This is a genomic window from Pseudomonas sp. 05N432, assembly GCF_056396945.1.
The window spans coordinates 188570-203367 of the sequence record NZ_JBFTMM010000019.1 but is presented as its reverse complement, the minus strand read 5'-3'; the positions used below and the strand labels follow the sequence as shown (position 1 = coordinate 203367).

Sequence of the window (14798 nt, the reverse complement as noted above, 5' to 3'; positions counted from 1 at the left end):
CTGAACGCAAGGGCGTCTACTGTCAAACCTGACAGGTGGGGTGTTGGATCGTCAGCGGTTGTGCACTGTGATCGAGGAGGAGGGCAGCCTGTATGTCCAGCGGCTGCGTTCGCCGGAAGCGATTGCGGTGTTGTCGGGGGTTATCAACAGGTCCTGAATCTTTGTTGACTGGGCTGACGCTATCGCGAGCAGGCTCGCTCCCACAGGGGATTTGTGGTGGACACAAAATGTGTGAACACCTCCGATCAAATGTGGGAGCGAGCCTGCTCGCGATAGCGGTAGTGCAGGCACCGCAACTGCCAGATTGGAAAACAAAAAGCCCCGCCATTCACATGGCAGGGCTTTTGCGTTTCAACGGTCGGTGACTCAGACCATCTTGTCGCCAACGTGCAGGATCTTCATGCCGTTGGTGCCACCGATGGTGTGGTAGCTGTCGCCCTTGGTCAGGATGACCCAGTCGCCTTTCTCGACCACACCGAGTTTGAGCAACTCGTCGATCGCAGCCTGGCTGACTTGTTCAGGCGGCAGCGATGCCGGGTCGAACGGTACGGTGTAGACGCCACGGAACAGGGCCGCGCGGGCCTGGGTTTCGCGGTGCGGGGAGAACGCGTAGATCGGCACCGACGAACGAATGCGCGACATGATCAACGGCGTGTAGCCACTTTCGGTTAAGGCGATGATCGCCTTCACGCCCGGGAAGTGGTTGGCCGTGTACATGGCGGCCAGGGCGATGCTCTGGTCACAGCTTTCGAAGACTTTACCGATACGGTGGCTGGAGGTTTTGCTGGTCGGGTGCTTTTCAGCGCCGATGCAAATCCGCGCCATGGCCTGGACCGCTTCGAGCGGGTATTGGCCGGCGGCGCTTTCTGCCGAGAGCATCACGGCGTCGGTGTAGTCGAGCACGGCGTTGGCCACGTCGGACACTTCAGCGCGGGTCGGCATCGGGTTCAGGATCATCGACTCCATCATCTGGGTCGCGACGATCACCGCTTTGTTGTGACGGCGTGCGTGCAGGATGATCTTCTTCTGAATCCCCACCAGCTCGGCGTCGCCGATTTCCACGCCGAGGTCACCACGGGCGACCATCACGGCGTCCGAGGCCTTGATCAGGCCGTCGAGGGTTTCGTCATCGGCCACGGCTTCGGCACGCTCGATCTTCGCCACCAGCCAGGCAGTACCGCCGGCTTCGTCGCGCAGTTGGCGGGCGTATTCCATGTCGGCGGCATCGCGCGGGAAAGACACGGCGAGGTAGTCGACTTCCATTTCGGCAGCGAGCTTGATGTCGGCCTTGTCTTTTTCAGTCAGGGCCGGGGCCGTCAGGCCACCACCGCGACGGTTGATGCCTTTGTGGTCCGACAACGGGCCGCCGATGGTCACGGTGCAATGCAGTTCGGTAGCGGTGGCGGTATCGACGCGCATCACCACGCGACCGTCGTCGAGCAGCAACTCGTCGCCCACGCCGCAATCCTTGACCAGGTCCGGGTAGTCGATGCCGACCACTTGCTGGTTGCCTTCGGTCAGCGGATGGCTGGTGGAGAAGGTGAATTGATCACCGATCTTCAGCTCGATGCGCTTGTTGGCGAACTTGGCGATACGAATTTTCGGGCCTTGCAGGTCACCCAGCAGGGCGACAAAGCGGCCGTGCTTGGCGGCGAGGTCGCGCACCAGCTTGGCGCGAGCCTTGTGCTCGTCGGGGGTGCCGTGGGAGAAGTTCAAGCGGGCGACGTCCAGGCCAGCCAGAATCAGCTGTTCGAGAACTTCCGGCGAGTTACTGGCCGGGCCAAGGGTAGCGACGATTTTGGTACGACGGACGGACATGCAAAGACTCCTGAGTTCAAGCGCTGAGTGAGGCTACTATGGTCCGATGCTGTAGTCATTGTTCGTTTGCACTACTTTTTGTGAAGCGCTTTGTTATTCGTTTGTTTCTTTAAACGAACAATCCTGAAGATTTTCACCAACGGGTCGATACAGAGCACAAGACAGGAGAACCCCCATGCGATTCGTGCTCATTGCCGCCCTTGCCCTCAGTGCCACGGGTTGCACCCGTTGGTCGATGGACCATCATTTGAACAACGCCTACCGCGCTTATGACCGAGGCAATTGCGAGGACGCGATGCTCGAATTGTCCCAGGTCGATCGCAATAGCCGGGCGCGGCGTTATGTACAGCCGGAAGTGTCGATGCTGCGCGGTCAGTGCCTGGAACGTCAGAAGCTCTATGTCGATGCGGCCCAGACTTATCAGTTCATCATCGCCCAGTACCCGGACAACGAGTACGCGTACCGTGCCCGCGCGCGCCTGGAAACCTTGCAGTCGCTGGGTTGGTATCCGCCGCGCAGCAGCGCCAAAGCCATTCCCGCGCCTTTGTAATGCGGCTTTTAATTTGAAGCAAACATTGAAGTACGCTGCAGGACACCTTCGTAGCAGCTGTCGAGCCCGCGAGGCGGCGTCCGGCTGCGAAGCAGTCGTAAAATCAGGCGGCGCGTTTGTTCTGGAAAACCGCGTACGCAGGGTTGGCGAGGACTGCGTCCGAACGCGGCCCGCCTCGAACGCAGCCTCGCAGGCTCGGCAGCTGCTACAGGGGGTAGAGCAGAAAAATGTGTCGATACCCGGACATTTAAAGGCTGGGCGTGTGCCCGCCTTGAGCTAATCTTCGATTAGCGTGTTTTAGAATGTTCAACCTAAACCATGTTGATACCTGTGACCGGCAACGGAATCGGGGAGAGCGCTCCTGTCTGGCAGGTACGTTCCGAAGTATGAGTACGACCCTGCTCAAGGGGCTTAATCGTGATAAACAGCCTGTTCACTGACCGCCGTATCGAGCGGCATCAACTGCCGTATTTTCTGAGAGTGTTCAACAGCATCACCGACAAGCCTGTCGGCTTTATCGGCAATGTCTCCGATGATGGCCTGATGCTGATTTGCCCATTACCGATGATGGTCGGCGCAGCGTTCGACCTGCGCCTGAAAATCCCGGCCAGCGAAGGTAGTGTGCAGGTCATCGACTTGCGTGCCCGTTGCCTGTGGTGTCGTGAAGACGTCACCCCCCACCATTACGACGCCGGTTTCGAGGTGCAACGCGCACCGCCTGAATACGGGCAACTGGTGAGTGCCTTGCACCAGTACTTCAGTTTTTACCCGGTGCCGGCTTCGGCCTGATCCTTCTTCGCACCTTCACTGCCAAAAACACAGGCCCGTAGCAGCTGCCGAGCCTGCGAGGCTGCGTTCGAGGCGGGCCGCGTTCGGACGCAGTCCTCGTAAATCCTGTGTACGCGGTTTCCAGAACAAACACGCCGCCTGATTTTACGACTGCTTCGCCCGAGCGCGGACCGAGCCGAACGCTGCCTCGCAGGCTCGACAGCTGCTACGGATGTACCTCGCGCCGAGTTTCAAGGTTTTACGGGCGTGTTTTGCGCCGAGTTTCAAGGTTTTGCGGATGTGCCTTGCGCCGTGTTTCAAGGTTTTTGCGGGCGTGTTTTGCGCCGTGTTTCAAGGTTTTGGGTGGAGGCCGGGAAGCCAGCCTCCACCCAAGATGCTTACAACTGCAACCCATACTCGATCGGCTGGATCGGGTACTCGTTATCCAGCGCCTTCTCCACCAGCAACAACCCGTGCTCGGTCAATTGATGGATCGCCAGCGCCAGGTTGCGGTGCTTGTCTTCCAGGTCGTCGGACAGGTCGAGGATCAATGTGCTCACCGAGCAGAACGTCTCGTAGGTGTAGGCCATCAAGGCTTCGTTGTTGATGTCGGGGAGCACGGCGAAGAATTTCAGCGAGCGCCGTTCATAGTCACGCGGGTTACCGGTGCCGGGTTTGAGGTAGTGGTCCAGCGCCTTGTGCGCGGCGGCGTGGAGCTTTTTCGAGTCGGGGGAATCGTAGGGGGAGACGTTGTCGTATTCGGGGGGATTCGGTGTGGCTTTGAACATGTTTATTACTCCGTGGTGGAGCTGCCACCGCCTCGCGACTAAACGAAGGGTGGCGGCTGAACGCAGGTTAGTCGACCGGACGGAGTACGAAAACCGGCGCGCCCGAGGGCGCCCTGCGCACAGCCACCATAACGTTCAGGGATAGGGAATACCTGAGCATTTGGTGTGCAGTACACCTTCGTACAACGTCCGAGCGACTAAACCCGATCGCTGATGGGCAGCGACACGAGAACAGTAGAAGCCAGGGCCAAGGTGCACAAGCCGGCGGATTCTGGCGGATCTGTAGGCTGCGGCGCAAGGATTTGTAGCCTCAGGCCGGTGATGTGATTGTGGTGAGTTTTTTAGAGCACTCCGGCTTTTTTCCAGCTCAAATACCGCGTCACCAACTCCGCGCCCAGTTCACTGGGCCGCACATCCAGCACTGGTACTCCATGGGCGCTCAACCGCTCATGGAGTTCGGCTCTGGCGTTTAAATAATCCACCGTGCCGCAATAGGCGAGCGCTTCGTCCAGGGTTTGCACCGGTGTTTGGCGCACCGTGTCGAGTACCTCTTCGCGCAAACTGGCGACCAGTACACGATGCTGTTTGCCCAGGCGTTTGACGGCGCTCAGTAGTTCTTCATCGTCTTCATCACGCAGGTTGGTGATCAGCACCACCAACGCCCGACGTTTCTGCCGGGCCAGCAATTGGCTGGCGGCGGCCTGGTAGTCGGCCGGGCGTTGGCTGCTGTCGAGGTCATAAACAGTGTTGAGCAGCACGTTGAGCTGGCCGGTGCCTTTGACCGGGGCGAGGTAGCGCGGGTGTTCGTTGGCAAAAGTACTCAGGCCGACGGCGTCACCCTGACGTAACGCCACGTAGCTGAGCAGCAGGCAGGCATTGAGCGCATGGTCGAAATGCGCCAGTTCACCGTCCTGGCTGCGCATGTGACGGCCGCAATCGAGCAGGAAGATGATCTGCTGGTCGCGCTCGTCCTGGTACTCCCGGGCAATCGGTGTGCGCTGGCGGGCGGTGGCTTTCCAGTCGATCTGGCGCAGGCTGTCGCCTTCGCGAAATTCGCGCAGTTGATGAAATTCCAGACCCAGCCCGCGCCGTTGCCGCTGGCGCACGCCGAGCTGGCTCAGCCAGTTGTCGACGGCCAGCAACTGCGCGCCGTACAGACGGGCGAAATCCGGGTAGACGCGGGTGCTGTCGGTGACGTTCAGGTAGCGCCGGGCGGACCATAAGCCGAAGGGGCTGGGCAGGTTGATTTCGCAGCGCTCGAAGCTGAAATGGCCGCGCCGCAGAGGACGCAGGCGATAGTTGGTCAGGCTGTGCTGGCCGGGTTGCAGTTCGACCGATTGCGGCAGGTGTTCGAAACTCAGGCCGTCGGGGACGTGGTCGAACAGTTGCACGTTCAGTGGCTGCGAATAGTCGTGCGCAATCTCCACATGGACTTCACTCCAGCGTCCGAGCGCGAGGCTGCCGGGCATCTGACGTTGCACGCGGGGCGACGGCAGACGCATGAGCCGTACGGCATCGAGCAGCGCCAGCATTAGAAGCGCCAGCAGCAAGCCCCAGTTGATCGACAACAGGCTCGGTGCAACGCTGAAACCCAGCGCCCTTAATGTGCCGAGCGCGATGCTCAGGCCCAGCAGGGCGACGAGCCAGATCAGCAAGAGGCGGGTGGGTTTCATGGCATGGGATTCTTCAAAGGGCGGCCCACCTGTTTGCAAGACCTACCCATTGTGGCGAGGGAGCTTGCTCCCGCTGGGCTGCGTAGCAGTCCTGAAACCGGCCAGCGCATTTTTTCAGGCATTGCGCATTAGCTTGATTGCGACCGCTTCGCGCTCGAGCGGGAGCAAGCTCCCTCGCCACAGGGGGCGGTGACAGCAAGATCGCGATACTCATATCCTTGGCGCCGGAACCTGATCGAGCAGTTGCCTGAGCACCTGATCGACCTCCAGCCCTTCGATGTCCAGCTCCGGGGCGATGCGCACGCGATGGCGCAACACGGCCAGCGCGCAGCCTTTGATGTCATCCGGAATCACGAATTCGCCACCGCGCAGCAGCGCCCGTGCCCGTGCGACCCGCACCAGGGCAATCGTCGCCCGTGGGCCGGCGCCGAGGGTCAGGCCGGGCCAGTTGCGGGTGGTGCGCGCCAGGCGTACGGCGTAGTCCAGCACCTGTTCATCCAGCGGCAGGTCACTGGCGATCCGTTGCAAGGCCAGTACATCCTTGGCTTGCAGGACGGTGCGCAGCGGTTGCACATCGAGCATGTCGGCGCGGGTCGAGCGGCTGACCTGACGGACCATGTTCAGCTCCTGAGCAGCATCGGGGTAGTCCATGCGCACCTTGAGCATGAATCGGTCGAGCTCCGCTTCGGGCAAGGGGTAAGTACCTTCCTGTTCGATGGGGTTTTGCGTCGCCAGCACCATGAACGGTTGCGCGATGGGCAGGGCGCGGCCTTCAAGGGTGACCTGGCGCTCCTGCATGGCTTCGAGCAGCGCGGCCTGGGTTTTCGCCGGTGCGCGGTTGATTTCGTCGGCCAGCAGCAGGTTGGTGAACAACGGGCCTTTGCGCAGTTTGAACTGCTCGGTTTGCAGGTCGTACACCGCATGCCCGGTGACGTCGCTGGGCATCAGGTCCGGGGTGAACTGAATGCGCGCATACTCGCCACCGAAGCAGCGGGCGAGGGCGCGTACCAGCAAGGTCTTGCCCAACCCTGGAACGCCTTCGAGCAGCACATGTCCGCCAGCAATCAGTGCGCTGAGCACATCGTCAATGACCACGTCCTGGCCGATGACGGCCTTTTGCAATTCAAGGCGCACGGCTTGCGCCAGTTGGCTGGCGCGCTGGCGCTGTTGGGCGGCATGGGTCTGGCCGGCAGGTTCGATGGAGTCATTCATAAGGCATTCCTGAGGGTTTGCAGGTGGGCGACCAGACGGCTGAACTCAGCGCGGGACAACTGCTGTTCGGGCCGCGGGCCAAGTGCCTGGCTGATGGCGCGGGTCGGTTGGCCGGTCAGGCGCGCGAGCACCTGCCATTGTTCGGCAACGCCGAGTTGTTCGAAGCCTGGGTGACGGTGTCGGGCGCGGCGCAGCACATCGTGTTGCAGCGCCAGCAGCAGGCTGTGCTGACCGTTGCGCCGCAGCATGAAGTCTGCACTGGCCCGCAAGTGTTCCTGTAGTTGTCGGCGGGCTTTGGAGGCTGGAGCCTGCATGGGGCCCTGACGTAACCCGGCATGCCAGATCCACAGGCCGATCAACGCGACGAGCGCCACCAATGCCTGCGGGAAATAACGCAGCAGCAAGGTCAGCAGGTTGTCGTGATCGATATTGAAGAGCAAGGTCACGCCGGTGTCCGAATACAGGTACCAGAGCAGCCAGGCATTGTCGTATTGGCCGATGTTCGGGTTCTTCCACAGTTCGGCGTCGGTGACCACGGTGATGGAACCGTGGCCATAACCGAGTTGCATCATGTGAGTGGCCAACGCGCTGTTGGCCCACGACTGCGCGAGGTTTTTCGGGTCTTCAAGATGGTACTGCGGATCGAAGCTGGCGTAGGCCGGAGCGTCTTCGTCTTCGAGATAGAGTTTGGTCAGGTTCGGGTACGGATCAGGCTCGGCATCAGGCGGCGGGGCCTTGAGGTCCTTGCTCATGGATTGATGCAGTTGCACCCGGTCGAGCAGCAGGTCGCCGCTCTTGCCGGTTTTTTCATTCCACAAGGCTTCGGCCACAAACAGCAAACGTCCACCGGCCCGGGTCCAGTTCAGCACCTGATCGGCCTGGCGCGGGGTCATGTTGGTGCGATCACCGAGCAGTAACAGGCTCTGCTGATGCGGTTCCAGATACGGCAGGATGTCGAGGCTGTTGGCGTGAGTCACGGTCAGCCCTTGTTGGCGCAAAAAGTGTTCGGCCGCCAGGTACGGGTTGGCTCGGGCTTCCGGGGAAGGACCGTGGTCGATGACTTCCTGATAGGGCGTGGCCTGCTGGTACAGATAAACAGCCAATGCAGCGAGCAGCCCGGCAATCAGCAGGCCAGGGATCAGGCGCCGATTCAACGCGAAGCTCCCGGGCCGAACAACGCCCGCCAGCCATCACACAGTTCCTGTTGCAGGTGCGCCGGTGGCAAGCGATGCCCATAGGCCATGTTCTGCCAGTGCACCGTCAATGTGCTGCTGAAGGTTTGCAGAGCCGGTTCCTGTAGCTGTTGGACCCGTTCCAGCACCTGGCCCTCGGTGTCGGCGGTTTTCAGCGGGAGGTTGAAGTCGTGCAGCAAACGGCTGAGCAAGGCCCGGTAGAGCAACCCGAGGGCTTCGCGGGGCTGGGTCGGCCAGAGGCTTTCGACACTGGCGGCGATATCGTCCGGCAGGGTTTCCCGGCCGAGATCAAGGCCGAACAGCTGGGTCGGCGCCGGGTGTGCGGGCGTTTGGTGCTGTTTTGGACGGCGGCTGACCAAGGTCCGCAACCCGCCGCGATAGCGCCAGATCAGCAGCGTAAGGGCGCCGATGACGCTCGCCCACAGCAGCACCTCGATGACCTGCGCCAGGCCGGCGAAGCGCTGGCTGTCGAACAGTGCGAAAAACGCTTTGAGCCAACCCGGTGTTTCCGTGTCGGCAGGTTGATCGGGCGTGTCTTTACCAAAACGATAGTGGGTAACGGTCTGCGGGTTCTTGAACGGTGGTGTGTCGAGTATGGCCTTGATGCGGTTACTGGCGGCCTGGCTGGTCAGCGGTTGCTGGAGCAGGCGCGGGCTGTCGGGTGCGTCGGCGGGTTCGGCGGCCCAGAGTGGCTGCGTGGTGGGCAACCACAGTAGTCCGAGCATCAGCAGGCAGGCGGCGACGCTGCTCAGGCGCTGGCGCAGACGGCGGAACACCAGTTCGATATCCCAGGCTTCGAGTCGGGTACGACGGTTCAGGTACAGGCTGAAACCGCAGGCGACGTAGATCGGTTCCCACAGGATCAGGATCAGCGCGTAGAGCGCATTGATCAGGTGGTCCAGCCAAAGCCAGTCTTGCTCTGCGGTGGCGATCAGCGTTTGCCAGTTCCAGTTCAGTTTGATTTGCGTGGGCAGCAAAAGATAGAACAGCACCATCAGGCCGATCCACAGGGCGGCTTCCAGATGTGCACCAATCAGCGTCAGCCAGCGTGCTGCGCCGCGATCGCGTTGTTGTAGCACGGCCAGGCGCTGCTGGCGTGCCAGACCGCTGAGCGCTTCAAGCTGCACGACCGGCATGATGAAACTGCGACTCAGGTCAAAGCGCCGCCATGTCAGGCTGGCCAGCAGCTGCGGTTTGAGCAGTCGCGGCCATTGGCGCAGCGCTTGCCTCAAGGTCGGGGTTTCGCCGAACAGGGCGCTCGAGAGGATGTACAGCGGCAACCGTTCGAACGCCGGTTTCAACCACCAGAACAGCAGCACGGCCGTTGAGGGCGAGTCCCACAGCAACAGGGTCAGCAGGGCAAACACCGGCAGCGTGACAATCGCCCAACTGGCCATCAGCAGACGGCGATGTTGCTGGCTCAGCAGAACGCCGAGGTCCATGGCTTCCCAGGAGGTACGAGGGCGAATGACCACGCTGGCGTCACTCAGGCGCATGGCGTGTACGTCCGGCAACGATCAGGTAAGTCGCCATCACTAACCAGAGGGCTGCGCCCACCAGGTATTTGACCAGCGGGGCAAGCCCGCTGCGGGATGACCAATAGGCCTCGATGAACGCAGCAAGCAGTAGAAACAGCATGACACCGCAGATCATCAAGACGCTTTTATGAGCCGCCAGGCGCAGGGCTTCACCGCGTGGCAAGCGGCCGGGGGCGATCAGCGCCCAGCCCAGTTGCAGGCCAGCCGCACCGGCCAGGGCGATGGCGCTGAGTTCGAAGGCACCATGGCCGACGACGAACGACCAGAAGTTTTCGCCATAGCCGATGTGCGTCAGGTGACCGGCAACCGCACCGATCATCAAACCGTTGAAGAACAGGAAAAACACGCTGCCCAGGCCAAACAGCAAACCGCTGGCATAGGTCTGAAAGGCGATGCCGATGTTGTGCATGATGTAGTAACCGAACATGACCCAGTCATCGCTGGCTGCGCGTTCACCCAGGCGCCCCAGGTGACCGGCTGCCGGGTCATACATGCCTTGTATCTCGGCAACCTGTTCGGCCGGGACCAGGCTGTAGATCAGCTCGGGGTGCAGGTACACCAGCAAACCGATGCCCACCAGCGAGCCGAAAAACAGCAGGCTTGAAGCCAGCACGAAAGGCCATTGCTCACGGACCAGTCGAGGGAAACCGGCGAGGACAAAGGCCAGCAGATGGGCGCCGACCCGGCCACGATGCCGGTAAAGCTGTTGGTGCCCGCGCAGTACCAACTGTTGCAAAGGGTCGATCAGGTAGCTGCTGTAGCCGCGTTCCTGTGCCAGCGCGAGGTGCTGGCACAACCGCCGGTAATCCTTGGGGAACGTGGTGCAATCCTCGACATTGGCTTTGCCGCGTTCGAGCGAATCGAGCCGTTGGGCAAATTGATCCCATTCGGTCCGATGGCGATTTTCGAAAAGTCTCTGCTTCATGCCGGCCCCAGTAAACCGCGCGCGATGCCATTGAGTTCGGCAACCGCGTGGGACGGTGAAACGTGGAGCGGCTCGGCGAGGATGCTGGCCAGTTCATTGACCCGTTCGCTGGAGAGTTCCGCCTGACGCTCGGCGAAACCCAGCACCGCGCGTTGCTCATTGAGGGTCAGCGCAAAGGGCGGGTGCAGTGCCGGCGCCTGCGGGATCTGTGGTCGGGTGACCACTTGTTCGCGGTAGATCACCAGTGTGCCGGCCGCAATATCGCCCAGCCGTTTGAAGGTCGGATGCTGCAGGCAACTGATGGCACCGAGGCTGTAGCCGAAGGGCAGCATGTCGACGAACCGCAGCAGGTTGCGGATCAGCGAGGCCGGCCAGCCAACGGGCGTTCCATCGTCATGCACGACGCGCAGCCCCATCAGCTGTTTACCCGGCGAGCGGCCCTGGTTGAGGACCTCGAACAGCACCATGTACCACCAACTGACCAGAAACAGCAGCACCGAGCCCAGCCCGATGCCGACGCTCCCCAGCAAGGCCAGGACAATAAACAGTAAGCCCAGCACCAGCCCGCGCACCCCAAGGTCAATGGCAAACGCCAGCACACGGGGCATCAACCCGGCCGGTCGCAGCGGCAGGTCGATGCCTTCCGGCGTTTCAACCTGATACCGCGTGTCCAGTGGCGGGGGCAGCGTTGCTATCCTTGGCAGTGCTGAAGTTTTGCGCATGATCAACCTGATGGTTGGGATTCAATACTGATTCGATGCTAGCAGCCTTCGCAGCGCTAACGACATAACTATGTATGACAAGGTATCGGCGAGAAATGCTTGAATAGCAAGATTGCTGGTCGGCGCCGCGCTTGAGCGCCTAGACTTCGCCCGTCTCAAGTTCAGGAACGCCCCGTGACCTCCATCTTCTGGTACGACTACGAAACCACTGGCATCTCACCGCGCTGCGACCGTCCGCTGCAAGTGGCCGGGATTCGCACTGACCTCGACCTCAACGAGATCGACGAACCGGTCAATCTCTACTGCCAGCCGAGTGACGACATCCTGCCTCACCCGGCGGCGTGCATGATTACCGGCATCACTCCCAGCCGCCTGGCCGAGCAAGGCCTGAGTGAGGCCGACTTCATGACCCGGGTTCATGCGCAGCTAGCAGCCCCCGGAACCTGTGGTGCCGGTTACAACACCTTGCGCTTCGATGATGAAATGACCCGTTACAGCCTGTACCGGAATTTCTTTGATCCGTATGCGCGGGAGTGGCAGGGCGGCAACAGTCGCTGGGATCTGATCGATGTGGTGCGCGCGGCGTACGCGTTGCGCCCGGACGGTATCATCTGGCCTGAAGAGGACGGTCGCGTCACGTTGAAACTCGAACGCCTGACTGCCGCCAATGGCATCGACCATGGCCAGGCTCACGATGCGTTGTCCGATGTGCGCGCGACGATTGCCCTGGCGCGGTTGATCCGCGACAAGCAGCCAAAACTCTACGACTGGCTGTTCAAGCTGCGCAGCAAGCAGAAGGTCATGGATCAGATCCGCCTGTTGCAACCGATGGTGCATATCTCGGGGCGTTTCTCGGCAGCTCGCAGCTATGTCGGGGTGGTCTTGCCGTTGGCCTGGCACCCGCGCAATCGCAACGCACTGATTGTCTGCGACCTGCATCTCGACCCGCAGGGGCTACTCGACCAGGACGCCGAGACCTCGCGTCAGCGTTTGTACACCCGCCACGAGGATCTGGCCGAAGGCGAATTACCGGTGCCGCTCAAACTGATTCACATCAACCGTTGCCCGGTGGTGGCACCGTTGTCGGTGTTGCGCGCCGAAGACCGGCAACGACTGCAACTGGACATGGCGCAGTATGAAGCGCGCGCACTGCGTCTAAGTGACGCACAAGAAGTATGGCGAGATAAAGTTCTGGCCATTTATGCCCACGAGGATTTCACGCCAAGCGAGGACCCTGAACAACAGTTATACGACGGCTTCATTGGCGATCGGGACCGGCGTTTATGCGAACAAGTCCGACATGCGGACCCGATGCAATTAGCGCAAGAGCAATGGCCGTTCGATGATGAACGTTTGCCGGAATTATTATTTCGTTATCGTGCGCGTAACTTTCCCGAGACCTTGAGTCACGAGAAGCACGAGCGCTGGAGATTATTCTGTCAGCAACGTTTGTCAGACGCCGGATGGGGCGCGCCGAATACCTTGCAGGGGTTTAATGAGGCAATGGCGCAATGCTCGCTTAGTGCTACAGCGATTCAGCAACAGGTACTGGACGAGTGGCGCGAGTATGTCGACTCATTACGCAAGCGTTTGGAGCTTTGAAACAAGCTGTACAAATACCTGAAGGCGGGGCATAAAAAAACGCCAGCGGACGCTGGCGTTTTTGGGTGCTCGCAAATGAACCTGCGAAGCGGGTTGCGGCTTAGCCCAGCAGGGTAGCCCAGCCTTCAACCACGTCACCGCCCCACTTGGCTTTCCACTCTTTCAGAGTCTTGTGGTTGCCACCTTTGGTTTCGATGACTTCGCCGTTGTGCGGGTTCTTGTATTGTTTAACCTTGCGAGCGCGCTTGGTGCCGGTAGTTTTTACAGCGCCGCGTGGCGCTTTAACTTTGGACTCTGGATCCAGCAGGGCGATGATGTCGCGCAGGGACTTGGAGTATTCGCCCATCAGGGTACGCAGTTTGCCTTCGAATTCCAGCTCGGTTTGCAGTTTGTCGTCTTGGGACAGGTTCTTCAAACGGGCTTGCAGCTCTTTGATAGCTTCTTCGGTGGCACGGTATTCGTTGATCAAGGACATGAGGACTACCTTATGTTGGGCGCTGGATGACAGGGTACAGTGGCGCAATAATAGTCAGGGTGTTTCATCAAGTAAACATTTAAGCCGGCTTTTATTTAATTTAATTAGAGTGCTCAGCGAAAAAAGCCTCATGCCGCTGTTAAAACTTGTCAGGGTTTCATCACAGATACTCACAAAAGCCCGCTTGCGTATTTCGCCAATAGAACATTGTTGAGCGTTCAGAGGCCGCCAATCGGTAGGGCGAGGCCGTGCATTACCGGGCTTGGTGTCAGGAATACTGCAGTTTTGCTGCGCAATCGCTAGAATAGCGGCCTTTGCGAAGTTCTGGAGTTTTCCCCCCATGCGCACTTTTCGGCTAGTGATTGCTTGCCCGGACCGCGTCGGTATCGTTGCTAAAGTCAGTAACTTTCTGGCGTCACACAATGGCTGGATCACTGAAGCGAGCCATCACTCGGACACGCTCAGTGGCTGGTTCTTCATGCGTCACGAAATTCGTGCCGATTCGCTGCCGTTCGGCCTTGAGGCGTTTCGTGAGGCCTTTGCACCGATCGCCGAAGAGTTCTCGATGGACTGGCGCATCACCGACACCGCGCAGAAAAAACGCGTGGTATTGATGGCCAGCCGCGAATCCCACTGCCTGGCTGACTTGCTGCACCGCTGGCACAGCGACGAGCTGGACTGCGAAATCTCCTGCGTGATTTCCAACCATGACGACCTGCGTAGCATGGTCGAGTGGCATGGCATTCCTTATTATCATGTGCCGGTGGACCCGCAGGACAAAGAGCCGGCATTTTCCGAAGTGTCGCGCCTGGTCAAACAGCACGACGCCGAAGTGGTGGTGCTGGCGCGTTACATGCAGATCCTGCCGCCGGAACTGTGCACCGAGTACGCCCACAAGGTGATCAACATTCACCACAGCTTCCTGCCATCGTTCGTCGGTGCCAAGCCGTACCACCAGGCGTCGATGCGTGGCGTGAAGCTGATTGGCGCGACCTGCCACTACGTGACCGAAGAGCTGGACGCCGGTCCGATCATCGAGCAGGACGTGGTGCGCGTGAGCCACAGCGACAGTATTGAAGACATGGTGCGTTTCGGCCGTGACGTCGAGAAGATGGTGCTGGCCCGCGGCCTGCGCTATCACCTGGAAGACCGCGTGCTGGTGCATGGCAACAAGACCGTGGTGTTCTGATTGATCGGTACTGATTGAAAAAAAACAGGGCCTGAGCGTTCAATCGCTTCAGGCCCTTTTTTTCAGCATGAGGTAAGGAAGATGGCTGATCCACTGGATAAGGCAACATCCAAAGCCCCCGCGACGTTGGGCGAGGGGTGCCTGAGTCGGTACGACCCGGATGAGCTGAGCCCTGAAGACGGCACGGAGTTTCCCGGTGCCGCGCAATTGTGGGAGCAGTTGAAGCCAGACGCTGACGATGAAACTGCGAGCCCTGAAAAGATTCCGAGCGCAACACATAACCTGTAGCAGCTGTCGAGCCCGCGAGGCGGCGTTCGGCTGCGCAGCGGCCGTAAATCCTGCCTC

14 protein-coding genes and 1 pseudogene are annotated in these 14798 nt (G+C 60.3%); 6 read left to right on the top strand and 9 right to left on the bottom strand.

What is annotated here, in order from left to right; all coding sequences use genetic code 11:
• Positions 1-43 precede the first annotated feature (43 nt).
• A pseudogene (locus tag AC1DHT_RS22110) lies at positions 44-157 on the top strand (enoyl-CoA hydratase); the annotation flags it as partial.
• 209 nt (positions 158-366) lie between these two features.
• On the opposite strand, the gene pyk reads toward AC1DHT_RS22110, so the two are convergent.
• Positions 367-1818 (bottom strand): pyruvate kinase, encoded by a 1452-nt coding sequence (pyk, locus tag AC1DHT_RS22105; RefSeq protein WP_427536159.1) that lies wholly within the window; start codon positions 1816-1818, stop codon positions 367-369.
• A gap of 175 nt (positions 1819-1993) precedes the next feature.
• Here pyk and AC1DHT_RS22100 point away from each other — a divergent pair, with 175 nt between their 5' ends.
• Both AC1DHT_RS22100 and AC1DHT_RS22095 read left to right on the top strand, forming a co-directional pair.
• Positions 1994-2368: a tetratricopeptide repeat protein gene (locus AC1DHT_RS22100; RefSeq protein ID WP_427531747.1), complete on the top strand. Its 375-nt coding sequence runs from the start codon at positions 1994-1996 to the stop codon at positions 2366-2368.
• Between the two features lie 429 nt (positions 2369-2797).
• On the top strand, positions 2798-3157 hold the full coding sequence (locus AC1DHT_RS22095; protein WP_427536315.1) for a PilZ domain-containing protein: 360 nt from the start codon (positions 2798-2800) through the stop codon (positions 3155-3157).
• Between the two features lie 377 nt (positions 3158-3534).
• Here the strand turns inward: AC1DHT_RS22095 and AC1DHT_RS22090 are convergent, their stop codons facing one another.
• From AC1DHT_RS22090 to AC1DHT_RS22060, 7 genes are all read right to left on the bottom strand, one after another.
• On the bottom strand, positions 3535-3924 hold the full coding sequence (locus AC1DHT_RS22090) for a DUF6124 family protein (protein WP_123584189.1): 390 nt from the start codon (positions 3922-3924) through the stop codon (positions 3535-3537).
• A gap of 341 nt (positions 3925-4265) precedes the next feature.
• Positions 4266-5597, bottom strand: coding sequence for a DUF58 domain-containing protein (locus tag AC1DHT_RS22085; RefSeq protein WP_427536157.1), 1332 nt, complete (start codon positions 5595-5597; stop codon positions 4266-4268).
• 210 nt (positions 5598-5807) lie between these two features.
• Positions 5808-6809, bottom strand: coding sequence for an AAA family ATPase (locus tag AC1DHT_RS22080; protein ID WP_427531736.1), 1002 nt, complete (start codon positions 6807-6809; stop codon positions 5808-5810).
• Positions 6806-7963 carry a DUF4350 domain-containing protein gene (locus AC1DHT_RS22075; RefSeq protein WP_427536155.1) on the bottom strand — a complete coding sequence of 386 codons (1158 nt, stop codon included), beginning with the start codon at positions 7961-7963 and terminating at the stop codon, positions 6806-6808. Before AC1DHT_RS22075 ends, AC1DHT_RS22080 begins: the two co-directional genes overlap by 4 nt.
• The gene (locus tag AC1DHT_RS22070; protein ID WP_427536153.1) at positions 7960-9498 is read right to left on the bottom strand and encodes a DUF4129 domain-containing protein; all 1539 of its coding nucleotides are present in this window, start codon (positions 9496-9498) and stop codon (positions 7960-7962) included. The genes AC1DHT_RS22075 and AC1DHT_RS22070 overlap by 4 nt, the downstream gene beginning before the upstream one ends.
• Positions 9485-10465 (bottom strand): stage II sporulation protein M, encoded by a 981-nt coding sequence (locus tag AC1DHT_RS22065; protein ID WP_442114427.1) that lies wholly within the window; start codon positions 10463-10465, stop codon positions 9485-9487. The genes AC1DHT_RS22070 and AC1DHT_RS22065 overlap by 14 nt, the downstream gene beginning before the upstream one ends.
• Positions 10462-11187 (bottom strand): RDD family protein, encoded by a 726-nt coding sequence (locus AC1DHT_RS22060; RefSeq protein ID WP_427531721.1) that lies wholly within the window; start codon positions 11185-11187, stop codon positions 10462-10464. The genes AC1DHT_RS22065 and AC1DHT_RS22060 overlap by 4 nt, the downstream gene beginning before the upstream one ends.
• 174 nt (positions 11188-11361) lie before the next feature.
• On the opposite strand from AC1DHT_RS22060, the gene sbcB reads away from it, so the two are divergent.
• A complete protein-coding gene (sbcB, locus tag AC1DHT_RS22055; RefSeq protein WP_427536149.1) occupies positions 11362-12789 on the top strand; it encodes an exodeoxyribonuclease I in 1428 nt (475 codons plus the stop codon).
• Positions 12790-12889: 100 nt separating this feature from the next.
• Here the strand turns inward: sbcB and mvaT are convergent, their stop codons facing one another.
• Entirely contained in the window at positions 12890-13264 is a 375-nt protein-coding gene (mvaT, locus tag AC1DHT_RS22050; RefSeq protein WP_005790963.1) for a histone-like nucleoid-structuring protein MvaT, read from the bottom strand.
• A gap of 340 nt (positions 13265-13604) precedes the next feature.
• On the opposite strand from mvaT, the gene purU reads away from it, so the two are divergent.
• Together purU and AC1DHT_RS22040 are read left to right on the top strand one after the other, a co-directional pair.
• The gene (gene purU, locus AC1DHT_RS22045) at positions 13605-14453 is read left to right on the top strand and encodes a formyltetrahydrofolate deformylase (protein WP_427536147.1); all 849 of its coding nucleotides are present in this window, start codon (positions 13605-13607) and stop codon (positions 14451-14453) included.
• 81 nt (positions 14454-14534) lie between these two features.
• A complete protein-coding gene (locus AC1DHT_RS22040) occupies positions 14535-14741 on the top strand; it encodes a hypothetical protein (protein WP_427536145.1) in 207 nt (68 codons plus the stop codon).
• The last annotated feature ends 57 nt before the right edge of the window (positions 14742-14798 follow it).